The organism is Methylibium rhizosphaerae (genome assembly GCF_006386545.1).
Taxonomy (GTDB): Bacteria; Pseudomonadota; Gammaproteobacteria; order Burkholderiales; family Burkholderiaceae_C; genus Pseudorivibacter; species Pseudorivibacter rhizosphaerae.
Window position 1 is genome coordinate 152,820 of sequence record NZ_SWAR01000005.1, and the last position, 23,807, is coordinate 176,626.

The 23,807-nt window shown below is 67.4% G+C and carries 24 protein-coding genes; 12 read left to right on the forward strand and 12 right to left on the reverse strand.

From position 1 onward, the window contains the following. Positions 1–31: 31 nt before the first annotated feature. From E8D38_RS06180 to E8D38_RS06195, 4 genes are all read left to right on the forward strand, one after another. Positions 32–1,075: a type IV pilus twitching motility protein PilT gene (locus tag E8D38_RS06180; protein ID WP_140626924.1), complete on the forward strand. Its 1,044-nt coding sequence runs from the start codon at positions 32–34 to the stop codon at positions 1,073–1,075. An 11-nt stretch (positions 1,076–1,086) separates the two neighbouring features. Further along, positions 1,087–1,734: a cyclic nucleotide-binding domain-containing protein gene (locus E8D38_RS06185; RefSeq protein ID WP_246099372.1), complete on the forward strand. Its 648-nt coding sequence runs from the start codon at positions 1,087–1,089 to the stop codon at positions 1,732–1,734. A gap of 59 nt (positions 1,735–1,793) precedes the next feature. After that, positions 1,794–2,930, forward strand: a complete 1,137-nt coding sequence (locus tag E8D38_RS06190) for a PilT/PilU family type 4a pilus ATPase (protein ID WP_140626927.1) — start codon at positions 1,794–1,796, stop codon at positions 2,928–2,930. Between the two features lie 144 nt (positions 2,931–3,074). Further along, positions 3,075–3,968, forward strand: coding sequence for an NAD(P)-dependent oxidoreductase (locus tag E8D38_RS06195; protein WP_140626929.1), 894 nt, complete (start codon positions 3,075–3,077; stop codon positions 3,966–3,968). 7 nt (positions 3,969–3,975) lie between these two features. Here E8D38_RS06195 and E8D38_RS06200 read toward each other — a convergent pair whose 3' ends face one another. From E8D38_RS06200 to E8D38_RS06210, 3 genes are all read right to left on the reverse strand, one after another. Continuing rightward, positions 3,976–4,656, reverse strand: coding sequence for a BON domain-containing protein (locus E8D38_RS06200; protein ID WP_140626931.1), 681 nt, complete (start codon positions 4,654–4,656; stop codon positions 3,976–3,978). After that, positions 4,653–5,249 carry a phosphoheptose isomerase gene (locus E8D38_RS06205; protein WP_140626933.1) on the reverse strand — a complete coding sequence of 199 codons (597 nt, stop codon included), beginning with the start codon at positions 5,247–5,249 and terminating at the stop codon, positions 4,653–4,655. The genes E8D38_RS06200 and E8D38_RS06205 overlap by 4 nt, the downstream gene beginning before the upstream one ends. A 70-nt stretch (positions 5,250–5,319) precedes the next feature. Further along, positions 5,320–5,688, reverse strand: a complete 369-nt coding sequence (locus E8D38_RS06210; protein WP_246099373.1) for a YraN family protein — start codon at positions 5,686–5,688, stop codon at positions 5,320–5,322. 19 nt (positions 5,689–5,707) lie between these two features. Between E8D38_RS06210 and rsmI the strand changes: the two genes are divergently transcribed. After that, positions 5,708–6,598, forward strand: coding sequence for a 16S rRNA (cytidine(1402)-2'-O)-methyltransferase (rsmI, locus tag E8D38_RS06215; protein WP_246099374.1), 891 nt, complete (start codon positions 5,708–5,710; stop codon positions 6,596–6,598). Between the two features lie 18 nt (positions 6,599–6,616). Here rsmI and E8D38_RS06220 read toward each other — a convergent pair whose 3' ends face one another. Then, a complete protein-coding gene (locus tag E8D38_RS06220) occupies positions 6,617–6,961 on the reverse strand; it encodes a hypothetical protein (protein WP_140626939.1) in 345 nt (114 codons plus the stop codon). Positions 6,962–7,128: 167 nt separating this feature from the next. Between E8D38_RS06220 and tldD the strand changes: the two genes are divergently transcribed. The 4 genes from tldD (at position 7,129) to E8D38_RS06240 (ending at position 10,763) form a co-directional block, all read left to right on the forward strand. Further along, the gene (gene tldD, locus E8D38_RS06225) at positions 7,129–8,592 is read left to right on the forward strand and encodes a metalloprotease TldD (RefSeq protein ID WP_140627072.1); all 1,464 of its coding nucleotides are present in this window, start codon (positions 7,129–7,131) and stop codon (positions 8,590–8,592) included. A gap of 256 nt (positions 8,593–8,848) precedes the next feature. Next, positions 8,849–9,967 carry a 3-deoxy-7-phosphoheptulonate synthase gene (locus E8D38_RS06230; RefSeq protein WP_140626942.1) on the forward strand — a complete coding sequence of 373 codons (1,119 nt, stop codon included), beginning with the start codon at positions 8,849–8,851 and terminating at the stop codon, positions 9,965–9,967. Positions 9,968–10,001: 34 nt separating this feature from the next. Continuing rightward, entirely contained in the window at positions 10,002–10,313 is a 312-nt protein-coding gene (locus E8D38_RS06235; protein WP_140626944.1) for a hypothetical protein, read from the forward strand. A 138-nt stretch (positions 10,314–10,451) separates the two neighbouring features. Next, positions 10,452–10,763 (forward strand): EF-hand domain-containing protein, encoded by a 312-nt coding sequence (locus E8D38_RS06240; protein ID WP_140626947.1) that lies wholly within the window; start codon positions 10,452–10,454, stop codon positions 10,761–10,763. Between the two features lie 78 nt (positions 10,764–10,841). Here the strand turns inward: E8D38_RS06240 and E8D38_RS06245 are convergent, their stop codons facing one another. Then, positions 10,842–11,417 (reverse strand): cob(I)yrinic acid a,c-diamide adenosyltransferase, encoded by a 576-nt coding sequence (locus E8D38_RS06245; protein ID WP_140626949.1) that lies wholly within the window; start codon positions 11,415–11,417, stop codon positions 10,842–10,844. Between the two features lie 75 nt (positions 11,418–11,492). On the opposite strand from E8D38_RS06245, the gene E8D38_RS06250 reads away from it, so the two are divergent. The 3 genes from E8D38_RS06250 to E8D38_RS06260 all read left to right on the forward strand — a co-directional run bounded on the left by E8D38_RS06250 (position 11,493) and on the right by E8D38_RS06260 (position 14,448). Further along, complete coding sequence (locus E8D38_RS06250; RefSeq protein ID WP_140626952.1) at positions 11,493–12,908, forward strand: FAD-binding oxidoreductase; 1,416 nt, start codon at positions 11,493–11,495, stop codon at positions 12,906–12,908. 109 nt (positions 12,909–13,017) lie between these two features. After that, complete coding sequence (locus tag E8D38_RS06255; RefSeq protein WP_140626954.1) at positions 13,018–13,815, forward strand: CsgG/HfaB family protein; 798 nt, start codon at positions 13,018–13,020, stop codon at positions 13,813–13,815. Positions 13,816–13,887: 72 nt separating this feature from the next. Next, positions 13,888–14,448 (forward strand): class I SAM-dependent methyltransferase, encoded by a 561-nt coding sequence (locus E8D38_RS06260; protein ID WP_219851662.1) that lies wholly within the window; start codon positions 13,888–13,890, stop codon positions 14,446–14,448. A 28-nt stretch (positions 14,449–14,476) separates the two neighbouring features. Here the strand turns inward: E8D38_RS06260 and E8D38_RS06265 are convergent, their stop codons facing one another. The 7 genes from E8D38_RS06265 to E8D38_RS06295 all read right to left on the reverse strand — a co-directional run bounded on the left by E8D38_RS06265 (position 14,477) and on the right by E8D38_RS06295 (position 23,799). Next, positions 14,477–16,111, reverse strand: a complete 1,635-nt coding sequence (locus E8D38_RS06265) for a SpoVR family protein (protein WP_140626957.1) — start codon at positions 16,109–16,111, stop codon at positions 14,477–14,479. Further along, entirely contained in the window at positions 16,108–17,391 is a 1,284-nt protein-coding gene (locus tag E8D38_RS06270; RefSeq protein WP_140626959.1) for a YeaH/YhbH family protein, read from the reverse strand. The genes E8D38_RS06265 and E8D38_RS06270 overlap by 4 nt, the downstream gene beginning before the upstream one ends. 57 nt (positions 17,392–17,448) lie before the next feature. Beyond that, positions 17,449–19,371 (reverse strand): PrkA family serine protein kinase, encoded by a 1,923-nt coding sequence (locus E8D38_RS06275; RefSeq protein ID WP_140626961.1) that lies wholly within the window; start codon positions 19,369–19,371, stop codon positions 17,449–17,451. 466 nt (positions 19,372–19,837) lie between these two features. Beyond that, the gene (locus E8D38_RS06280) at positions 19,838–20,734 is read right to left on the reverse strand and encodes a ParB/RepB/Spo0J family partition protein (RefSeq protein WP_140626963.1); all 897 of its coding nucleotides are present in this window, start codon (positions 20,732–20,734) and stop codon (positions 19,838–19,840) included. A gap of 52 nt (positions 20,735–20,786) precedes the next feature. Next, positions 20,787–21,332: an RBBP9/YdeN family alpha/beta hydrolase gene (locus E8D38_RS06285; RefSeq protein ID WP_140626965.1), complete on the reverse strand. Its 546-nt coding sequence runs from the start codon at positions 21,330–21,332 to the stop codon at positions 20,787–20,789. Between the two features lie 10 nt (positions 21,333–21,342). Continuing rightward, positions 21,343–22,890 (reverse strand): S41 family peptidase, encoded by a 1,548-nt coding sequence (locus E8D38_RS06290; RefSeq protein WP_140626967.1) that lies wholly within the window; start codon positions 22,888–22,890, stop codon positions 21,343–21,345. Positions 22,891–23,010: 120 nt separating this feature from the next. Beyond that, a complete protein-coding gene (locus E8D38_RS06295) occupies positions 23,011–23,799 on the reverse strand; it encodes a GNAT family N-acetyltransferase (RefSeq protein ID WP_140626969.1) in 789 nt (262 codons plus the stop codon). Positions 23,800–23,807 lie beyond the last annotated feature (8 nt).

The window sequence follows — 23,807 nt, forward strand, 5'->3', positions numbered from 1 at the left end:
CCGAGGCGCCCACCGCCTCCCGCGAGACAACATGGACATCACCCAACTGCTGGCGTTCTCGGTCAAGAACAAGGCTTCCGACCTTCACCTTTCCGCCGGCCTGCCCCCGATGATCCGTGTGCACGGCGACGTGCGCCGCATCAACGTGGACCCGCTGGAGCACAAGCAGGTGCACGACATGGTGTACGACATCATGAACGATGCCCAGCGCAAGGCCTACGAAGAAACGCTCGAGTGCGACTTCTCGTTCGAGATCCAGGGCCTCGCGCGCTTTCGCGTCAACGCCTTCAACCAGAACCGCGGCGCCGGCGCCGTGTTCCGGACCATCCCGAGCAAGATCCTCACGCTCGAGCAGCTCAATACGCCGAAGGTGTTTGCCGACCTCGCGCTCAAGCCGCGCGGCCTGGTGCTCGTGACCGGCCCCACCGGCTCGGGCAAGTCCACCACGCTCGCGGCGATGGTGAACCACCTGAACGAAAACGAGTACGGCCACGTGCTCACCGTCGAGGACCCGATCGAATTCGTGCACGAGTCGAAGAAGTGCCTGGTCAACCAGCGCGAAGTCGGCCCGCACACGCTCTCCTTCTCAAACGCGCTGCGTTCGGCGCTGCGCGAAGACCCCGACGCGATCCTCGTGGGCGAAATGCGCGACCTCGAAACCATTCGCCTGGCGCTCACCGCAGCCGAAACCGGCCACCTGGTGTTCGGCACGCTGCACACGTCGAGCGCAGCCAAGACCATCGACCGGGTGGTCGACGTGTTCCCCGCCGCCGAGAAGGAAATGGTCCGCGCCATGCTGTCGGAGTCGCTGGTCGCCGTGATCTCCCAGACGCTGTGCAAGCTCAAGGACGGCTCGGGCCGCGTGGCGGCGCACGAGATCATGCTGGGCACCTCGGCCATCCGGAACCTGATCCGCGAGAACAAGATCGCGCAGATGTACTCCGCCATCCAGACCGGCCAGGGCATGGGCATGCAGACGCTCGACCAGAACCTGACCGAGCTGGTGCGGCGCAACATCATTTCGCCGGCCGAAGCCCGCGGCAAGGCCAAGATCCCCGAAAACTTCCCCGGCTGAAGCACACCGTCGTGAAGAAGCTCATCGAACGCCTGAAGGGCGCGCCCAGTTCCGGCGCGTCGCCGGCCGTGAGCCCCGAGGACTCGGGCTACTTCTCGACCATGTTCATGGAGCACCAGGGCGACGAGACGCAGATGCTTGTGACCTGGCTGGCGCGCGCCCAGGAAATCAAGGCAGAGCCATTCGACCGCAAGCGCGGCGCCGAGATGTTCGCCAAGCTGTGGGGCGCCGACCGCTACGTGGCGGCCCTGAGCGCCGACGAACTGCAGCGCATGAGCCAGTACCTCGAATTCGTCACGGTCGCGGCCAACCACGAAGTGATCGGCCAGGACGAACAGGGCGACTACATGCTCATCGTGCTCGACGGCACGCTGGCCGTGGACCGCGTCCAGCCCTGGGGCGACCGCGCAAGGCTGGCCGAAGCACGCTCCGGCGACATGCTGGGCGAGATGTCCTTGCTCGACGCCGGCGCGCGTTTTTCGGCGTGCACCACGCTTACGCCTTGTATCCTCGCTGTGGTCGACGCACAACGGCTTGATGAGATGATCATGTTCGAGCCGCGCCTGGGACTGGCACTGCTCGCTTCGCTGTCGCGGCGGCTCTCGCTGCGGTTGCGTCAGGTGAGCGCGCGGCTTTCGGCCCTGCTTTCACGCACTTGACTGTTTGACGAAGTAACGAACGCACCAGGGTGCCGGGTGCCTCGGGGGAATGGCTCACTATGGAACGCGACCAGGCATCAAAGTTCATCAATGACCTGCTGCGGCTGATGATGGCCCGCGGCGGCTCCGATCTCTTCCTGACGGCCGACTTCCCGCCGGCCATCAAGGTCGACGGCAAGGTCACCAAGGTGTCGCCGCAGCCGCTGACCGGCCAGCACACCATCGCGCTGGCCCGTTCGATCATGAACGACAAGCAGGCGGCAGAGTTCGAGCGCACCAAGGAGTGCAACTTCGCGATCGCGCCGCAAGGCACCGGCCGCTTCCGCGTCAACGCCTTCATCCAGCAGGGCCACGTGGGCATGGTGCTGCGGACCATTCCGCAGCAGCTGCCCACCATCGACTCGCTGGGCCTGCCCGGCGTGCTGAAGGACGTGGCGATGACCAAGCGCGGGCTGGTCATCTTCGTCGGCGCCACCGGCTCGGGCAAGTCCACCTCGCTGGCGGCGATGGTCGACTACCGCAACGAGAACTCCTACGGCCACATCATCACCATCGAAGACCCGGTGGAGTTCGTGCACCCGCACAAGAACTGCATCGTCACGCAGCGCGAGGTGGGGCTGGACACCGACGGCTGGTTCAACGCGCTGAAGAACACGCTGCGCCAGGCCCCCGACGTCATCCTGATGGGTGAGATCCGCGACCGCGAGACGATGGAACATGCGGTGGCATTTGCCGAGACCGGCCACCTCTGCCTGGCCACGCTGCACGCCAACAGCGCCAACCAGGCGCTCGACCGCATCATCAACTTCTTCCCCGAAGAGCGGCGTGCGCAGCTGCTGATGGACCTCTCCCTGAACCTGAAGTCGCTCGTCTCGCAGCGCCTGCTGCCGCGCCAGGAAGGCAAGGGCCGTGTTGCCGCGGTGGAGATCCTCCTCAACACGCCGCTCATCTCAGAGCTGATCTTCAAGGGCGAGGTTTCCGAGATCAAGGAGCTGATGAAGCGCAGCCGCGAACTCGGCATGCAGACTTTCGACCAGAGCCTGTTCGACCTCTACGAGGGCCAGTTCGTCACCTACGAAGACGCGCTGCGCAACGCCGACTCGGTGAACGACCTGCGGCTGCAGATCAAGCTCAACAGCCAGCGCGCACGCAACTCCGACCTCGCTGCCGGCACCGAGCACCTGACGATTGTTTGACCACCCCCGTAGCGCCTGCGGCGCTCCCCCTTGAGGGGGCGGCGCAGGCAGACCGGCAAAGCCGGATCTGCGGCGCCCACTTTGACCCGGCCCCATGTGCGCAGCACTGGGGCCGTCTCACTTCCGACGACCCAAGGAGGCTTGATGAACACCAAGAGCTATGAGCCCATCGCATCGCAGACCGTCGCTTTCCTGGGCCTGGGGGTGATGGGCTACCCGATGGCCGGCCACCTGGCACGTGCCGGTCATGAGGTCACGGTCTACAACCGCACGGCTGCCAAGGCCGAGGCGTGGACCCGAGAGTTCGGCGGCAGGAGCGCCGCCACGCCGCGCGAAGCCGCCGGGGGCGCCGACATCGTGTTCTGCTGCGTGGGCAACGACGACGACCTGCGTTCGGTGGTGATGGGCGGCAACGGCGCGTTCGCCGGCATGAAGCCCGGCGCCATCTTCGTGGACCACACCACCGCTTCGGCGGAAGTGGCCCGCGAGCTGGCGGCCGAGGCGCGCGGGCGCGGGCTGAATTTCATCGACGCACCGGTGTCCGGCGGCAATCTGGGGGCCATCAACGGCGTGCTCACCGTGATGTGCGGGGGCGACGCGGCGGCCTTCGCCCAGGTGCAGCCGGTGGCGATGGCCTTCGCCAAGGCAGTCACGCTGCTGGGCGACAGCGGCGCCGGCCAGCTGGCCAAGATGGTCAACCAGATCTGCATCGCGGGCCTCGTGCAGGGGCTGGCCGAGGCCATCGCCTTCGGTCAGAAGGCCGGGCTGGACATGAAGGCCGTGCTCGGCGTCATCGGCAAGGGCGCGGCGCAAAGCTGGCAGATGGACAACCGTGGGCCGACGATGGTCGACGACAAGTTCGACTTCGGCTTTGCGGTGGACTGGATGCGCAAGGACCTGGGCCTGTGCCTCGAGGAGGCGCGCCGCAACGGCTCGCGGCTGCCGGTCACGGCGCTGGTCGATCAGTTCTATGCCGACCTGCAGGCCGAAGGCGGCGGACGCTGGGACACCTCCAGCCTGGTCCGTCGCCTGAAATAGGCCGGCGTTACTGGGCCGTCGAAGCTGCGGGCGCCGCCGGCTTGGGCGCCACGTGCTCCTTGCGGCCCAGGGCGGCGAGTTCCTCCTCGCTGAGGATCTCGAACGCCTTCACCACCTTGCTGACGCCGGCAATGCTGCGTGCCAGCTCGGCGCCGCGGTTGGCCTCGCGTTCGGTGACGCGGCCCATCAGGAACACCGTGCCGCGCTCGGCCACCACCTTGTAGGCGTTGGACATGATGTCCTTGGCGTCCACGAAGGTCGCCTTGACCTTGCTTTCGAGCAACAGGTCGTTCGAGCGCGAGCCGATGGTGCTGTTGGGGCCGACCACCAGCTCGTTGAAGGTGCCGCGCACGTTCTCGATGCGCGACAGGCTCTGCTCCACCGCCACCCGCTCGGCTTCGGTGGGCACTTCACCGGTGATCAGCAGCATGCGGTTGTAGCTGGTCACGTTGACGTGGCCTTTTTCGCCCAGCACGTCCTTCACGCGGTTGGACGCCTTCAGTTCGATGGCCTGGTCTTCGATCTGCGTGCCGGAGGTGCGCCGGTCGGTGGCCATCAGCGCACCGCCCACCGCGGCACCGCCGATCAGCAGCGGCGCGCAGCCGCTCAATGCACCGCCCAGCGTGCTCGCCGCCAGCAGCGCCAGCACCAGTGAACGCAGTTTGGTCTTCGAGTTCGTCATGGTCATCCGTTGTCGGTTTCGCCCAGCAGCTGCGCGTCCACCGCATCGCACAGGCAGTGCACGACCAGCAGGTGGACTTCCTGGATGCGTGCGGTGCGGTCGGCCGGCACGCAGATGTGCACGTCGGTCTCGGTCAGACGCTCGCGCAGCTTGCCGCCGCCCTTGCCGGTGAGTGCGATCACCGTCATGTCCTTCTCGTGTGCGGCATCCACCGCGGCCAGCACATTGGCCGAGTTGCCGCTGGTGGTGATGGCGATCAGCACGTCGCCGGGGTTGCCCAGCGCCTGCACCTGCTTCGAGAAGATCTGGTTGAAGTCGTAGTCGTTGGCGACGGCGGTGAGGATGGAGCTGTCGGTCGTGAGCGCGATGGCCGCCAGGCCCGGGCGCTCTCGCTCGAAGCGGCCGACGAACTCGGCCGCGAAGTGCTGCGCGTCTCCGGCGGAGCCGCCATTGCCGCAGGCGAGCACCTTGCCGCCCGCGGTGATGCACCCCAGCAGGGCGCTGGCTGCGTCGGCCACCGGCCGCGTCAGCACTTCCGCGGCCTTGTACTTGACGTCGGCACTGTCGAAGAAGTGCTGCTGTATGCGTTGTTCCAACATGGGTGGGGATGATAAGTCAGCCGGTTGGTGGGGCCGCGCCGCCGGGAGGTTCCGCGGTTTTGCAGGATTTTCAAAGTGCGTCGAAGGCGGCTCGCAGCCATTCGATGCGGTCGGCGTCGATGGCCACCACGTCGAAGCGGCAGGGGGGCGGCGTGGCGTGCCTTTGGAGGTAGTTCTGGGCGGCGAACACGAGGCGCCGGCGCTTGGCGACCGAGATGCTTTCTGCCGCGCTGCCGTGGCCGCCGCCGGCACGCCGTCGCACTTCGACGAACACCAGCGTGCCGTCGCGGTCGCGCATGATGAGGTCCACCTCGGCCCCGTGCGAGCGCGGGCCGGCCGCCACCCGATAATTGCGCTCCACCAGCTTGAGGCCCTGCCGCTGCAGATGCGCCAGGGCCCGGCTCTCGCCCTCGTCACCGCTCGCCTTGGTCGTGACCACTTCCGAAGCCTCCTCCCTCTTGAGCACCGCGGCCGCTGCCGCAGGCTCGCAGCAGTATCCCAAAGGGGCGCTGTATGTCGTGGCCACGCCGATCGGCAACCTGGCCGACATGAGCCTGCGCGCCATCCATGCGCTGGCGCTGTGCGACGCGGTGGCCTGCGAAGACACCCGGGTGACCGCCGGACTGCTGCGCCACTTCGGGCTCGACCACAAGCCGCTGCTGGCGGTGCACGAGCACAACGAAGCCGGCGCTGCCGCCGGCATCGTCGAGCGCCTGCAGCGCGGCGAACGGGTGGCCTATGCCAGCGACGCCGGCACGCCGGCGGTGAGCGACCCCGGCGCGCGGCTGGTGGCCGCCGTGCAGGCCGCGGGGCTGCGCGTGCTGCCGCTGCCGGGCGCCAGCAGCGTGGTCACCGCCCTCAGCGCCGCCGGCGACGTGGCCGGCAGCGACTTCCGCTTCATCGGCTTCCTGCCGGCCAAGGGCGGGGAGCGCAGCGCGGCGCTGGCGCAGCTGGCGGCGGAGCCCGGCACCACGGTGCTGTTCGAGGCGCCGCATCGAATCGAAGCCCTGGCACGGGCCCTGGCCGATGCCTGCCCGGCGCGGCGCGTCACCGTCTGCCGGGAACTCACCAAGCAGTTCGAGAGCATCCACACGCGCGAAGCGGGTGAGCTGCCCGCCTGGCTGGCCGAAGACGCCAACCGCACCCGCGGTGAGTTCGTGCTGGTGCTGCATGCCGTGCCGGGCGCCTCGGCGAGCCAGGACGCGCTGCCCCCCGAAGCCGAGCGGCTGCTGAAGGTATTGCTGGCCGAGCTGCCGCTGAAGCAGGCAGTGGCACTGGCGGCCGAAGCGAGCGGCGTGGCGCGCAATGCGCTGTACCAGCGGGCGCTGCAGCTCAAGCAGGAAGGCTGAGCGCGCGGCCGCCCGGTTTCAGTGGCGATCCTGGCCGTCGTGCTTTTGACGGCGGATGTCGCGGCTGGCATGGTCCTGCATCTTGTGCAGCCGCTTGCGCTCGGCGGTCGTCACCGTCCCGTCGGCCCGGGCCTTGTCTTCGGCGCGGTTGATGACCGCCTGCTCCCGCTCGAGGCGTCGGGTTTCGCGCTGGGTGAGCTCGCCCGAGGCGATGCCCTGGTCGATGCGCTGCTCCTGGCGCGCCTGGCGGGCGTCGATGCGCGGCTTATGGGTGCCCGGGGCGGAAGCGGCTGCGTCCTGCGCAAAGCTGGTCGCGGCCAGCATCGACAAGCCGGCGGCAGTGATCCAGGTCCTGAAGTTCATGGTGTGCGTCCTCGTCTGGTTGGGATGGATGGGTTGTGGGTCGCGACCCCCTCGCCACAACGGTGCCCATCCAACCCCGGACGACTGCGAGACTTGTCGCCGGGGTAAAGAAGCGTGAAGCCACATGGGCAGTGCACCGGACAGCCTGCATGCCTAGAATGGCCCGCATGATTTCGCGCGAACCCACCCTCGAGCGACTGGCGACCGCCAAGTCGCTGCTGCTTGAACCCTTCGGCCTCGACGAGACCAAGCTGGCGCAGGCGCTGGCGGTGATCGGCGAGCACCGCATCGACGACGCGGACCTGTACTTCCAGTACACCCGCAGCGAAGGCTGGAGCCTGGAAGAGGGCATCGTCAAGAGCGGCAGCTTCGGCATCGACCAGGGCGTGGGCGTGCGCGCAGTGGCCGGCGAAAAGACCGCCTTTGCCTACAGCGACGACATCTCCGAAGCCTCGCTGCTCGACGCGGCCCGCACCGTGCGCAGCATCGCCGCGGCCGGCGCGAGCCGGCGGGTGAAGGTGGGCGGTGCGCCCACCGTGGCGGGCAGCCGCGTGCTGTATGCGCCGATGGACCCGATCGCCACGCTCGACAGCACGCAGAAGGTGGCGCTGCTCGAGAAGGTGGAGCAGCTCGCGCGCAAGCGCGATCCGCGCATCGTGCAGGTGATGGCCGGCCTGGCCAGCGAATACGACGTGGTGATGGTGGCGCGCGCCGACGGCACGCTGGCCGCCGACGTGCGGCCGCTGGTGCGCCTGAGCGTGACCGTGATCGCCGAGCAGAACGGCCGCCGCGAAGTCGGATCGGGCGGCGGTGGCGGGCGGTTCGGCCTGGGCTACTTCCACGACGACGTGATCGTGGGCTATGTAGATCAGGCGGTGAATGCGGCGCTCACCAACCTCGAAAGCCGCCCGGCACCGGCCGGCGAGATGGACGTGGTGCTGGGCCCGGGCTGGCCGGGCATCCTGCTGCACGAGGCCATCGGCCACGGACTCGAAGGCGACTTCAATCGCAAGGGCTCGAGCGCGTTCTCGGGCCGCATCGGACAGCGTGTCGCGGCCAAGGGCGTGACGGTGCTCGACGACGGCACCATCCCCGACCGCCGCGGCTCGCTCAACGTCGACGACGAAGGCAATGCCTCGCAGCGCAACGTGCTGATCGAGGACGGCATCCTGCGCGGCTACATCCAGGACGCGATGAATGCGCGGCTCATGAAGGTCAAGCCCACCGGCAACGGCCGCCGCGAAAGCTATGCGCACGTGCCGATGCCGCGCATGACCAACACCTACATGCTGGGCGGCGACAAGTCGCGCGACGAGATCGTCGCGAGCCTCAAGCGCGGGCTGTATGCCACCAACTTCGGCGGCGGCCAGGTCGACATCACCAGCGGCAAGTTCGTGTTCTCGGCCAGCGAGGCGTTCTGGGTCGAAAACGGCAAGATCCAGTACCCGGTCAAGGGCGCCACCATCATCGGCAACGGGCCCGACGCCCTGACGCGGGTGAAGATGATCGGCAACGACATGGAGCTCGACACTGGCGTGGGCACCTGCGGCAAGGAAGGCCAGAGCGTGCCGGTGGGCGTGGGCCAGCCGACGCTGCGCATCGACGGGCTCACCGTCGGCGGCACCGCCTGACGGGCCTCAAACCGGAAAAAACTGCTTGACGCGGTGCACAAGCGCCGTGCTACATTCGCGCCCATGCTTCGCGCTTCCAGCTTTTACTTTGCGTACTTTTGGTTCTCGCACCGCCCCGGCGGAGGAGAGGCAAGCGCCTAAGCAAAGCAAGTAGCGCAAACCGAACCTCAAAAACCGCCGGGTCCCCCCGGCGGTTTTTTTTCGCCCCTGCGCTGCCCACACAACACCAAGCCCACCGACGAAGGAGCCCGCCGTCATGAATGCCAAGTCCGCCACTGCCACCGAGGGTTGGTATGCGCACGGAGAGAAAACCTCGCAGACCGACGACGAAAGGATCAAGGACGTGACGCCGCTGCCGCCGCCGGAGCACCTGATCCGCTTCTTCCCGATTCGCGGTACCCCGGTGGAAACGCTGGTGGCCGAGACCCGCCACAACATCCGCCGCATCATGCATGGCAAGGACGACCGGCTGCTGGTGATCATCGGCCCGTGTTCGATCCATGACCCGTCGGCCGCGCTCGAGTACGCACAGCGCCTGAAGACCCAGCGCGAGAAGTACGCCGACACGCTGGAGATCGTGATGCGGGTGTACTTCGAGAAGCCGCGCACCACGGTGGGCTGGAAGGGCCTCATCAACGACCCCTACCTCGACGAGAGCTTCCGCATCGACGAGGGGCTGCGCATCGCCCGCCAGCTTCTGCTGGAAATCAACCGCCAGGGCATGCCGGCCGGCAGCGAGTTCCTCGACGTGATCTCGCCGCAGTACATCGGCGACCTCATCTCCTGGGGCGCCATCGGCGCGCGCACCACCGAAAGCCAGGTGCACCGCGAGCTGGCCTCGGGCATCTCGGCGCCGATCGGCTTCAAGAACGGCACCGACGGCAACATCAAGATCGCCACCGACGCGATCCAGGCGGCGGCACGCGCGCACCACTTCCTGTCGGTGCACAAGAACGGCCAGGTCGCCATCGTCGAGACCAAGGGCAACAAGGACTGCCACGTGATCCTGCGCGGCGGCAAGACGCCCAACTACAGCGCCGAGCACGTGGCCGCCGCCTGCGCCGACCTGGAAGCCGCCAAGCTGCCGTGCAACCTGATGGTCGATTGCAGCCATGCCAACAGCTCCAAGCAGCACGAGCGCCAGATCGACGTGGCCAAGGACATCGCGGGCCAGATCGCCGCGGGCAGCCGCAGCATCTTCGGCGTGATGGTCGAAAGCCACCTGAAGGGCGGCGCACAGAAGTTCACGCCGGGCAAGGACGATGCTTCGCAGCTCGAATATGGCAAGAGCATCACCGACGCCTGCATCGCCTGGGACGACTCGCTGCAGGTGCTCGACGTGCTGAGCCAGGCGGTGAAGCAGCGCCGTCGCTGACGCACACTACGGGATCGCCCAGGAGGGATCTCGCATGCGCAGCACCGTGGTGATTCATTTCGGCCCGTCCGACGACGTGACGCTGTACCTCGACGGCCCCGCCATGGCGGCCGACGAGGCCCGGGCCTGGCTCGACGAACAGTTCGTGCAGGAAGACTGCGAGCCGCTGCGCGCAAGCGGCAAGGTGCTGATCGCCGACAAGGTGCTGGCCCTGGCGCAAACCGTGGGCCGCAGCCGCTTCGACGGTGATGCGGCCTGGGCTCAGGCCTTTGCCCGCGCCTCGAGTGCCGCGCTGGCCAAGCCCACCGTGCGGGTGGACCTGGTGGCGCTGGCGCTGACCTTCTGATCCGAGGGTGAGCGGCTGCAAAGCCGGGTAAGTCACCTCGGGCCGGCTGTAACCCAGGCAACCTGCGGCAAAAGCGCTGGTCCGGCGCCTGCGAGGCAGTTGCAATGGCGCCTCTTGCAACTCCTCCGGAGAACATCCATGACTCGCTCTACCGTGCTCGTCAACGCCCGCCGTGTGCTGCTGGTCAGCGCCGCGAGCTTTGCACTCGTGGCCCAGGCGCAGACCTCGCCGTCGACGACCACGTCACCGGCCGAGCAGAAGCCTGCGGCGAAGCAGCAGTCCGCAGCGCAGTCAGCCTTCCAGCGCGCCGACAGCAACAGGGACGGTCGCCTCACCCAGGAAGAAGCGGCGCGCATGCCTGCCATCGCCGCCAAGTTCAGCGAACTCGACGGCGACAAGGACGGCAACCTGTCGGTGAGCGAGTTCGCCATCGGCTACGGCGACAAGTAGGCGCATCACCGCACCACGCGCATCACGCGCATCAAAGAGGCCCGGGACAGGTGTTCCGGGCCTTTTTGCCTTGGCCTCTCAGGCGCCGTCGCGCGCCAGCCGCTCGCTGTGCCAGTACACGTCGTCGCCGCCCAGCCCGTCGAGGTTGGCGCGGTTGAGCACGCGGGCCAGCACGAACAGCAGGTCCGACAGGCGGTTGAGGTACTGGCGCGGCTCGGCACGCACCGGCTCGACCCCGGCCAGCGCCACCACCGCACGTTCGGCGCGGCGCGCCACGGTGCGGCCCACGTGCGCGATGGCGGCGCTGCGGGTACCCGCCGGCAGGATGAACTCCTTGAGCCGCGGCAGCGTGCCGTTGTAGTGGGCCAGCGCCGTGTCGAGGCGGGCCACCGCATCGGCCTTCAGCAGCTCGTAGCCGGGGATGGACAGCTCGCCGCCCAGGTTGAACAGCTCATGCTGGATGGTGACCAGCAGCTCGCGCACATCCGGCGGCAGCGGCTCGGCCAGCAGCACGCCGATGTGGGAATTGAGCTCGTCGACGTCGCCCATGGCCTGGACGCGCAGGTGGTCCTTGGGCACGCGGGTGCCATCGCCCAGGCCGGTGGTGCCGTCGTCACCGGTGCGCGTGGCGATCTGAGAAAGTCTGTTGGACATGACAAGGTTTCCGTGAGGCCGAGTGCCTAGAATTCTTGCACTGCCTTCGCAGCGACCCACCGCAGGAGCCGTTTCATGAATGCGATCACCGATCTGCCCTTCCGCATCGAGCCGCGCCCGGTGCCTGCGGCCATGCTGGCTGCCCTGAAGGCGCGCTTCGCCGGCCGCTGCTCGACGGCGCAGGCGGTGCGCGAGCAGCACGGCCGCGACGAGTCGCCGTTCGACGTCCCGCCGCCCGAGGCGGTGGTGTACTGCGAGAGCAACGAGGACGTGGCCTTCGTCGTGAGCCTGGCGCACGAGCACGCGGTGCCGGTCATTCCGTTCGGCGCCGGCTCGTCGCTCGAAGGCCACCTGCTCGCGGTGCAGGGCGGCGTGAGCATCGACCTGAGCCGCATGAACCGCGTGCTGCGCGTCAACGCCGAAGACCTCACCGTCACCGTGCAGGCCGGCGTGACGCGCAAGCAGCTCAACGACGAGCTGAAGCATGAAGGCCTGTTCTTCCCGATCGACCCGGGCGCCGATGCGTCGATCGGCGGCATGAGCGCCACGCGAGCCAGCGGCACGAACGCCGTGCGCTACGGCACGATGCGCGAGAACGTGCTGGGGCTCACCGTGGTCACCGCGAGCGGCGAGATCGTGCACACCGGCACGCGAGCCCGCAAGTCGAGCGCGGGCTACGACCTCACCCGGCTGTTCGTCGGCAGCGAAGGCACGCTGGGCGTGATGACCGAGGTCACGCTGCGGCTGTACCCGCTGCCCGAAGCGGTGTCGGCCGCGGTGTGTTCCTTTCCCGACGTGGAAGCGGCCGTGCGCACCACCATCCAGATCATCCAGCTGGGTGTGCCCATCGCGCGCTGCGAGCTGCTCGATGCGAATGCGGTGCGGGCGGTCAACAAGCACGACAAGCTCGCGCTGCGCGAAGCGCCGATGCTGCTGATGGAGTTCCACGGCAGCGACGCCGGTGTAAAGGAGCAGGCCGAGCTGGTGCAGGAGATCGCGGCCGAGTTCGGCGGCCAGCAGTTCGAGTGGGCCACCACGCCGGAAGAACGTACGCGCCTGTGGACCGCGCGGCATCACGCCTACCTGTCGGCGCTGCAGATGCGCCCCGGCTGCCGCTGCATCACCACCGACACCTGCGTGCCGATCTCGCGACTCGCCGAATGCGTGAGCGCCACGGTGGCGGATGCGGATGCCGCGGGCCTGCCCTACTTCATCGTCGGCCATGTGGGCGACGGCAACTTCCACATGGGCTACCTGATCGACCCCCACCAGCCGGCCGAGCACGAACTGGCCGAAAAGCTCAACCGCGAACTGGTGGCTCGAGCCCTGGCGCTGGAGGGCACCTGCACCGGCGAGCACGGCATCGGCCTGCACAAGATGGGCTTCCTGCTCGACGAGGCCGGCGCCGGCACGGTGGCGCTGATGCGCAGCGTGAAGCAGGCGCTGGATCCGAAGAACATCATGAATCCCGGAAAGATCTTCACGCTCTGACTCGCTCTGACTCGCCGCTCTGTGACCGGAGGTAAAGCCGGCCACCGGCGGCCATGCCGATACTACCCTTCACGTTTTTGGCACCGCCGCGCACGGCTCCCTCGCCGACATGCCATCCAGCCTTCGCCTTCCCCCGGCTCACCGCTTCCTCGCACGCCTGGCCACCGCCCTGGCCGCTCCGTTGGCCGCAGCATTGCTCCTCGGCGGCTGCGCCAGCGAACAGACACGCACCGGCGGCAAGACCGAAGTGCTCATCTCCAGCGGCTCCGAGACCCAGCTGGCCCGCTGCCGCAACAGCCTGGGGGCCGTGGCCATCACCGAGTCCGACACCAACGCGCAGGCGCTCGTGTCGGCCGGACTGCCGCGCTCGATGGCACCGCTGGTGCGCCAGCTGCTGCTGCAGACCCGCTGCTTCGTGGTGGTGGATCGCGGGCCGGCGTTTGCGATGCTGGAGCGCGAGATGAAGCTGCGCGAGCAGCAAGGCGAGCTGCATGCGGCGCAGGTCGCGGCCATGACCGCGGCCGACCTGCTGATGCGTGCGGAGATCGTCTTCCTCGAGCAAACGGGCGGGCAGCGCGGCGGCGTGGGCGCGCTCCTGAACAACGTGCTGGGCGGCGTGGCGGTCGAGACGCGCACGCGCGAGGCGCTGGTGGTGATGACGGTGGTGGACGTGCGCACGAGCGAAGTGCTGGCCGCGTCGTTCGGGCGCGGCACCAGCGAGTCGTCCGGCGTGGGCAGCATCATCCTGGGCGGCGGGCTGGTGGCCATCGAAGGTGGCTGGCTCGACACGCCGCAAGCCAAGCCGGTCGCCGCCGCGCTGGTGGACGCCTGGAACCAGCTCCTGCCGCGCCTCGCGGCCGTGAGCGACATGGCAGACGCCCCCTCGGCCCCCTCGCCGCAGAAGTGAGCCTTCAAACGCGGCAACACGCGTTTCGAGCGGTCACCCCTCGGGTATTCGAAGCGCGATACACCGGGGCCCATGAAAAGCGCTGCCTTCCTGATGCTGGCCCTCGGTCGCCCGGCCCACATCGGCGCGCTGGCGCCGTCGTCGCGCCGGCTGGCCGACGCCATGGCCCATGAGGCCGGCAGGGCGCGCTGCATGATCGAGCTGGGCGCCGGCACCGGCGCCATCACCGCGGCCCTGCGCGAACGCCACCCCCACCTGCCGATGCTCGCGGTGGAGCTGCAACCGGCGCTGGCCGATGCGCTGCAGGGCCGCTGGGACGGCGTGGAGGTGCGCTGCGGCGCGGCGCATCACATCCTGCGCCACGAAGCGCCGAGGCTGCCTGGCGAAACGGTGGTGGTGTCGTCGCTGCCCTTGCGTTCGCTGCCGGCGCCGCTGCGCACTTCGACGATCGACGCCTTGTGCAGCTTCGTCGGCGCACATCCGGCGCGCCGCCTGGTGCAGTACACCTACCAACCGCGGGCGCCGTTTTCGCTGCCGGGCAGCAGCCCGCTGCGCTGGCAGCGGCGCCAGCGGGTATGGCGCAACCTGCCGCCGGCCGACGTGTGGGTGCTGGAGCGCGCGACTGCGTCCTAGCGCGCGCGTACCGGCAGGCGTGCGTGCGTCAGTGCGCCGGGGGCGGCGACACCGTCCAGCGGCGCTTGGTCTCGCCGTGGCTGTCGACGCTGTCCAGGTGCACCGGGAAGCCCCACAACCTGGCGACGTGCTTCAGGACTTCCTGCGCGTCGTCGTTCAAGGGTCGTGCGTTGTGCTGCGTGTGCCGCAGCGTGAGCGAACGGTCGCCGCGCAGGTTGACGCTCCACACCTGGATGTTGGGCTCGCGCGAGCCCAGGTCGTATTGCTTGGCCAGCGCCTCGCGCAGATGCCGGTAGCCGATGTCGTCGTGGATCGCGCTCACCTCGAGCTCGGGGTCCTGGCTGTCGTCCTTGATTGCGAACAGGCGGAACTCGCGCATCAGCCGCGGGCTGAGGAACTGGCCGACGAAGCTCTCGTCCTTGAAGTTGCGCATCGCGTAGTCGAGCGTCTTCAGCCAGTCGCTGCCGGCGATGTCGGGGAACCAGGCGCGGTCTTCCTCGTCGGGGTTCTGGCAGATGCGCTTGAGGTCGGTGTACATCGCAAAACCCAGCGCATACGGGTTGATGCCGCTGTAGGCGCGGTGACCGACCGGCGGCTGGAACACCACATTGGTGTGCGATGACAGCCACTCGATCATCATGCCGTCGGCCAGCAGGCCGTCTTCGTACATGGTGTTGAGCAGCGTGTAGTGCCAGAAGGTGGCCCAGCCTTCGTTCATGACCTGGGTCTGGCGCTGCGGATAGAAGTACTGCGCGATCTTGCGCACGATGCGCACGATCTCGCGCTGCCAAGGCTCCAGCAGCGGCGCGTTCTTCTCGATGAAGTAGAGGATGTTCTCCTGCGGCTCCTCGGGGAAGCGGCGCGCGGTGTCCTCGCCGTGCGACTTGCCTGCCTTCCTGGGCAGCGTGCGCCACAGGTCGTTGATCTGCCGCTGCGCATAGGCCTCGCGGTCTTCACGGCGGGCCTGCTCCTGGGCGAGCGACAGCTTCTGCGGCCGGCGATAACGATCGACGCCGTGGTTCATGAGCGCATGGCAGGAGTCGAGCGTCTCCTCCACCGCCTGGATGCCGTGGCGCTCTTCGCATTCGGCCACGTACTTCTTCGCATAGACCAGGTAGTCGATGATGGACGAGGCATCCGTCCACATGCGGAACAGGTAGTTGCCCTTGAAGAAGCTGTTGTGGCCATAGGCCGCATGCGCGATCACCAGGGCCTGCATCGCCATCGTGTTCTCCTCCATCAAATAGCTGATGCAGGGATTCGAGTTGATGACGATCTCGTAGGCCAGGCCCATGTGCCCGCGCTTGTAGTTCTTCTCGGTCGAGATGAACTCCTTGCCGTAGCTCCAGTGCCGGTAGTTCACCGGCATGCCCACGCTGGCGTAGGCATCCATCATCTGCTCGGAGGTGATGATCTCGAGCTGGTTGGGATAGGTGTCGAGCCCGTAGCTCTGGGCCGTGGCGCGGATGGCCGCGTGGTATTCCTCGATCAGCTCGAACGACCAGTCCGAACGGTCCGGCAGCGTCTTCTCGGCGCGCGGCCGGCGCACCACCTGGGTGGAGAGTTTCACCGGGGGCTGCGGCGGCGGCAGTTCGCTGCCGGTGAACAGGTCGGGGGTCGGGTTGTCCACGACGGGCGAGGTATCGGTCGAGCGTCGCTTCATGCGTCCACCCCCTCCTTCTTGAACAGCTCGCGGAATACCGGGTAGATATGCGAGGGCTCCAGCACCTTGCGCATCGCGAAGTGCGGGTAGATCTCGGCGATCTGCTGGTATTCCTCCCACAGGTTCTGCTCGGGCTCGGCCACCTGCACGTACGCGAAATAGCGGCACAGCGGCAACAGCTGTTCGCTCACGATTTCGCGGCAGCGGCCGCTGTCGTGGTGCCAGTTGTCGCCGTCGCTCGCCTGCGCGCCGTAGATGTTCCATTCGCTGGTCGGGAACCGCTGCTTGATGATGTCGTGCATCATCACCAGCGCACTCGACACGACCGTGCCGCCGGTCTCGGTGGCGTGGAAGAAGTTCTCCTCGTCCACCTCCTGGGCCTGCGTGTGATGGCGGATGAACACCAGCTCGATGTGGTCGTAGTGCCGCGTCAGGAACAGGTACAGCAGGATGAAGAAGCGCTTGGCGAGGTCCTTGCGCTGCTCGTCCATCGAGCCGGACACATCCATCAGGCAGAACATCACCGCCTTGGTGGTGGGCACCGGCACCTTCACGCGGCTGCGGAAACGCAGGTCGATCGGGTCGAGGTACGGAATGCGCTCGACCCGCGCACGCAGGAAGGCGATGCGTTCTTCGGTGGCCTTGATCTCGGCCGTGGTGACCGGGTCGCCGGGCAGCGCGGTGCGCAGCAACTCTTCAAGGCGCGCCTGCAGCTCGCGCAGCTCGCGCCGCCAGTCGGCACCGATCGCGATGCGACGGCCGATGGCGCCGCGCATCGAACGCACCACGTGCAGGTTGTTGGGCGTGCCGTCGCTGGTGAATCCCGCCCGGTGGCTCTTGTACTCGGGCACCTCGGCCAGCGAGGTCTTCACGAGGTTGGGCAAGGCGAGGTCTTCGAAGAAGACCTGCATGAACTCTTCCTTGCTCAGGTGGAAGACGAAGTCGTCCTCGCCCTCGCCGCTGTCGCTGGCCTGCGAGCCGCCGCCACCGCCCTGCCCGCCCTGCGGCCGCTCGATGCGGTCACCCTTGACGTACTCGCGGTTGCCGGGGTGCACCATCTCGCGCTGTCCACCCTGGCCATGGCCGAACACCGGCTCGGACACGTCGCGCTTGGGGATGTGGATGTTCTCGCCCTGCTCCATGTCGCGGATGCCGCGCTGGCTGACCGCCTTGCGCACCGCGTCCTTGATCTGCTCACGGTAGCGGCGCAAGAAACGCTCGCGGTTGCCGATGGACTTGTTCTTGCCCGCCAGCCTGCGATCGATGATCTGCTGAAGCATGGAAGCCCCTGCGTTGATGTGTGCCGTCGCCGTCTCCTTGGATGGGTGGTCCGCTGATCAGCTGCTCTTGCGCACGCGCAGGTACCACTCGCACAGCAGGCGCACCTGCTTGGGCGTGTAGCCCTTGTCGACCATGCGGGTCACGAAGTCCTCGTGCTTCTTGGCTTCGTCGGCGCTCGCCTTCGCGTTGAAGCTGATGACCGGCAGCAGCTCCTCGGTGTTGGAGAACATCTTTTTCTCGATCACCGTGCGCAGCTTCTCGTAGCTGGTCCACAACGGGTTCTTGCCCTGGTTGTTGGCCCGTGCGCGCAGCACGAAGTTGACGATCTCGTTGCGGAAGTCCTTCGGATTCGCAATGCCGGCCGGCTTCTCGATCTTCTCGAGCTCTGCATTGAGCGCAGCGCGGTCGAACACCTCGCCGGTGTCGGTGTCGCGGTACTCGTGGTCCTGGATCCAGTAGTCGGCGTAGGTGACGTAGCGGTCGAAGATGTTCTGGCCGTACTCGCTGTAGCTCTCGAGGTAGGCCGTCTGGATTTCCTTGCCGATGAACTCGGCATACCGGGTGGCCAGGTGCTCCTTGATGAACGCCAGGTACTTCTGCTCGGTCTCCTGCGGGAACTGCTCGCGCTCGATCTGCTGCTCGAGGACGTACATCAGGTGCACCGGATTGGCCGCCACTTCAGACGAATCGAAGTTGAAGACCTTCGACAGGATCTTGAAGGCGAAGCGGGTGGATACGCCGCTCATGCCTTCGTCGACACCCGCGTAGTCGCGGTATTCCTGGTAGCTCTTGGCCTTGGGGTCGGTGTCCTTCAGGTTCTCGCCGTCGTACACCAGCATCTTCGAGAACAGCGACGAGTTCTCAGGCTCCTTCAGCCGGGTGAGGATGGCGAACTGCGACATCATCTTGAGCGTGCCGGGAGCGCACTTGGCTTCGGCGAGCGACGAGCCGCGGATCAGCTTCTCGTAGATGTGGATCTCTTCGGAGACGCGCAGACAGTACGGCACCTTGACGATGTAGATGCGGTCGAGGAAGGCTTCGTTGTTCTTGTTGTTGCGGAAGGCCTTCCATTCGCTCTCGTTGCTGTGCGCCAGCACGATGCCATCGAACGGAATCGCGCCGAAACCTTCAGTGCCCTTGAAGTTGCCTTCCTGGGTGGCAGTCAGCAAAGGATGCAGCACCTTGATCGGTGCCTTGAACATTTCGACGAACTCGAGCAGGCCCTGGTTGGCCAGGCACAAGCCGCCTGAGTAGCTGTAGGCGTCCGGATCGTCCTGGGCGTAGGTCTCGAGCTTGCGGATGTCGACCTTGCCCACCAGCGAAGAGATGTCCTGGTTGTTCTCGTCACCCGGCTCCGTCTTCGCCACGGCGATCTGCTTGAGCACGCTGGGATAGCGCTTGACCACCTTGAAGCGACGGATGTCGCCGCCGAATTCCTCGAGCCGCTTCACCGCCCACGGGCTGAGGATGCGGTTCAGGTAGCGACGAGGGATGTTGTATTCCTTCTCGAGGATGGCGCCGTCTTCGTCGGGGTCGAACAGGCCCAGCGGCGACTCGTTCACCGGCGAACCCTTGAGCGCGTAGAACGGCACCTCCTGCATCAGCTGCTTCAGCCGCTCGGCGATGGAGCTCTTGCCACCGCCCACCGGGCCCAGCAGGTAGAGGATCTGCTTCTTCTCTTCGAGGCCCTGGGCCGCATGGCGGAAGTACGACACGACCTGCTCGATCGAGTCTTCCATGCCGTAGAACTCGGCAAAGGCCGGGTAACGCTTGATGACCTTGTTGGCGAAGATGCGCGACAGGCGCGGATCGTTGCGCGTGTCGACCAGCTCGGGGTCACCGATGGCCTTGAGCATGCGCTCGGCCGCGGTGGCGTAGGCCAGTGGCTCCCGCTTGCAGATGTCGAGGTACTCCTCCAGCGAGAGTTCCTCTTCGCGGGTGCGTTCGTATCGCGCAGTGAAGTTGCTGATCACGTCCATCGTTTGACCTCCAATCCTCTACCGAGCTATTGCGGAGGCGGCGTCGCACGTGTTGCGCGTGGCAGGCCACGTGATGCGCTACCTGACTGACTCAAAGATCGTTCAAATCCGTGCCTTGCAAGTGCGGAGAAGCGCTGCCTTTGCCGCCCTGTTCTCGCCTGCGTTGCAAGGAGCATGCCCCTTTCCGGCGCATCGCGCTACCGCCGGACGAGGGAACCCTGTTTTGCGTGCAAGTTCCTCAGGTCATACGTTGTCAACGCACGTGCAGTCGCACGGCGCCGGCGCATGCATCCGTACTTCGATGCCGCATTCATGGAATGCATGCTGCGCCTTTTTCTGGCGGAGTTGTTTTAGGGATTAACCCTTTTTGCGTCAAGATTTTGCGCAGCGGGCGCGTGCGCGTGCGTGTGCCTCTGCTGCATGTGTGCAGCCGGACACGCCGATGAGACGCGGGAGAGGCGCGGCGCTATTCCTGGCGGCCGCGCAGCTTGTCGATCAGGCCGTTGAGTTCGTCGAGCGAGCCGAAGGCGATGGCCACCTCGCCCTGCTCGCCGCGCTTGGTGCGCTTCTTGACGCGGATCTCGATCGGCGCGGTCAACAGGTCGGCCAGCTCTTCCTCGATGCGCAGCAGGTCGCGCGGCTTGTCGGCCTTGATTCGCATCAGCGGCGCCTGGCGGCCCGCGGCGGCGCGCGCGACCAGCTTCTCGGCTTCACGCACCGAGAGCTTCTTCGCGGCGATCTCGTTGGCGCTGGTGATCTGGTGGGCACGGTCGAGCGCCAGCAGCGCTCGCGCATGGCCCATGTCCAGGTCGCCGGCCATCAGCATGTGCTGCACCGGCTCGGCCAGGTTGAGCAGGCGCAGCAGGTTCGATGCCGCACTGCGTGAACGGCCCACCGCCTGCGCGGCCTGCTCGTGCGTGAGGCCGAACTCGTCTGTCAGGCGCTTGAGGCCGTGCGCCTCCTCGAGCGGGTTGAGGTCCTCGCGCTGGATGTTCTCGATGAGGGCCATGACGGCGGCGGCCTCGTCAGGCACCTCCTTCACCAGCACCGGCACCTCGTCCAGCCCGGCCAGGCGGGCGGCGCGCGAGCGGCGTTCGCCGGCGATGATCTCGTAGCGCCCGGCCGCCACCGGCCGCACCAGGATGGGCTGCATCACGCCTTGGGACTTGATGCTCTCGGCCAGCTCGTACAGCGAGCCTTCGTCCATGCGCGTGCGCGGCTGGTACTTGCCGGGTTGCAGCGCGTCGAGCTTCAGCGTGGTGGGCGTGCGCGCGGCGTCGCCGCCGGCCGGCGCGTCGGGCACCTTGGGACCGAGCAGCGCTTCGAGGCCGAGACCGAGACCTTTGGGTTTTTTCGTGACCATGGGGGCGGATTGTCCCCGACAAAACCGGGCCTCCGGCGGCGCCTCGGGCTGCTCAGCGCTCGACGAGGGCCTGCAGGAGTGCCCGGCCTTCCGGCCAGTCGCCCAACCCCGAGTCGCCGTTGATGTGGCCGCGCGCGCCGATGGACACGAGCTCGGCGCCCCAGTCGGCCGCCAGCCCGGCGGCACGCCCCGGCGAGCAGAACGGGTCGTCCTGGCTCACCACGGCCAGCGCCGGGAACGGCAGCCGCTGGCGCGGCATCGGGCGCCAGTTGTGCAGCTGTGGCGGCGTGTCGTCGCGTTCCACGTCGGGCGGCGCCACCAGCAAGGCGGCCTTCACCCGGTGCAGCTGCCGGCTGTGCGAGGCCCAGGCCGCCACCAGTTGGCAACCCAGGCTGTGCGCCACCAGCACGGCCGGCTGCTCGCTGGCGAGCAGCTCCTCCTCGAGCCGGGCCATCCAGTCGCCTCGGCGCGGCCACTGCCAGTCGTCCTGCACCACTCGCCGGTCGCCAAAGGCCGCTTCCCAGCTGCTTTGCCAGTGGGCCGGGCCGGAGTCGAGCCAGCCCGGCAGCAGCAAGATGCGGGCAGCGGTGCCGCTCACACTCGCCGCCCTATCGCTGCAACGGCAGGTGGATGCGGCTCTCGCGCTGCGGGCCCCGCAGCAGGCTGCCGTCGCTGACCGGCTGGCCCTGTTTGAAAGCCGTCAGCGCCTGCTTGCCCAGGCCCAGCGGCACCGGCGGGCAGGCATTGCCGTTGGCCCGCATGTACAGGGCGGTCGCGAGCTTGGCCTCGTTCACGTCGCCCAGCGCGCGGCCGAGGTCGTCGCCCGCCGTGCAGTTGGCCCCAAAGCCATCGGCGTAGTCGCCGAAGCCCTTTGCATTGACGCCCTTGAATTCGATCGGGAAGTACGAGATGCCGCAGTTGTCCTTGGCCGTGAAGCCATACGGCTTGCCGCAGGTGGTGGTGCCGACGATGTTCACCTGCACGTTGATGCCCCGCAGGCCGTTGATGATGGACTCGCTGGCCGAACAGGTGCTGCCGCTGGTGAGCACGTAGACTCGCGGCAGGTCCAGCGACGGCAGGGGCTGTTCATTGGTGCACTGGAAGTTGGCGTTCAGGATGCACGACGTGTTGTAGAACGGCGTGCCAGGGGCCGCGTTCTCTGTCGTGCGCTTGTTGTTGTACTGGAACCTCTCGAACACCAGGCCCTGCGTGCGGCTCTGCCCGGCAACCATGTACGCCACCTCGCTGGCAATGAAGACGTAGCCGCCGCCGTTGTAGCGCAGGTCGAGCACGAGGTCGCTGACGCCTTCGGTGCGCAGCGTGTTGATCGCGGTGATCAGCTGCTGCTCGGCGGGGGCGATGTGGTCGTTGAAGACGATGTAGCCGACCTTCTGGCCGTCGCCGGCGGTGATCACCTGGGTGCGGAGCACCGGTGTCTTGGTGATCGCGGCCGCAGTGAAGGTGCGGGTGAGGTTCGCGCTGCCGGCGCGGCTGAAGACGAAGGTGTAGGTGCCGACGCTGCTCGGGAACAGCGCTGCATTGAGCACGTCCACGCCGGCAGAGGTGCCGTCGTCGGCGCTCACGCCGTTCACGCTCACCAGGGTGTCGCCGCGCTGCAGGCCGGCGCTCGCTGCCATCGACCCCGGTTCGATGTATGCGATGCGGATGCTGCGCGGAGGTGTGGGTGACAGCATCGACCATTCGATGCCATAACCCAGCGCCACGCCGGACCGCGCCAGATCGTTCCAGTCCTTGGTCGGGTAGGTGAAGCTGAAGCGGTCGCGGCGCTGGCCGCTGGTCGTGAGCGCAGGCGTACGCAGGGCGTCGAAGTAGCCGTCGATGGAGCCGTAGAAGCCTCCGGTCGTATCGACGCTGTATTGCGCGGCGTTGGCATCGACGCTGGGCATCTCGTCGTACCAGAGGTAGGCACCGTTCATGTACGAACGCAGCCAGGCCTTCTCGCTGGACAACGAACCGCTGGTGGTTGCCCGGGTCGCATCGCCTCGGTAGGGGTTGTTGGGCGAGCACTGCTGCGCGAGAGGCAGGACGTCGCCGCCGGAGCCACCGCCGCCGCCGCCGCCGCAGGCCGTCAGCACGCAAGCAGCCGTGAATGCAGCCAGGCTCCTGAACTTGCCGGCTCGGTTCAAGAAGTTCATAACGCTGGCCCCTCCCAGGACCGTGACGGAGCGAACGAAGGTGGCGCGATTCTAGGGAGTGCGACCGGCCGCTGCGCCCCCTCCGAAGAGGCCTGTCGTGCCGCCGATCCGGTCGGCCGGTCAGGTGGCCGAAGCATCCCGGCAACGGTAGTGGTACGCGTAGGCGTCCGTGAAACCGAGGCGGTGGTAGACCGCGCGCGCCGGGCTGTTGGCGGCATCCACCTGCAGATAGGCACAACGGGCGCCAAGCGCATGCGCACCTTGCAGCATGCTGCGGCACAGCTGCGATGCCCAGCCCTGTCCGCGGTGCGACGGTGCGGTGAACACGTCGTACAGGCCGACGAGGTCGTCTTCGACCGCGAACTGGCCGCAAGCCACCAGATGGCCGTCCACCATCAGCGCCCAGCCGGTGTAGGGCACAGGCGACGTCATCAGGCGTTGTGCATGCGCGGCGCGCTGCGACGCCGGCGAACCGCGCAATTCGCCCACCGCCTCGGCGAAGGCGACGGCGTCGAGTCGCTTCAACTGGGCGCCCTGCAGCCAATCGGCCTGCGTCTGACGGTCGATGGCTGGCGCGAGCGATGGCAGCACCATCACGCGCGTGTCGTCGATGCGGGCCCACCCCTGCTGCTCGAGCTCTGCATCCAGGCTGGCTGGCTGGGTGAAAGGCGTGATGCGCACGAAGAAGGGCAAGCCGGCCTGCGCGTAGGCAGCCTCGCACCTCGCGAGCTTGTCGGCCAGCGGCAGCCGGCCGGCGGCCACGGCGTTCACACAGCGCGCCCGCTTTGCCTTGCCTGGCGACAGGCGCACCAGCCAGCCGTCGAGCCAACGTTGCTGTGGCGGTGCGCTCGCATTGAGGCCCGCGTCCTCCACGCGCGATGTCAAGGCCTCATCAGCGATTGCACGCATGTGACTGC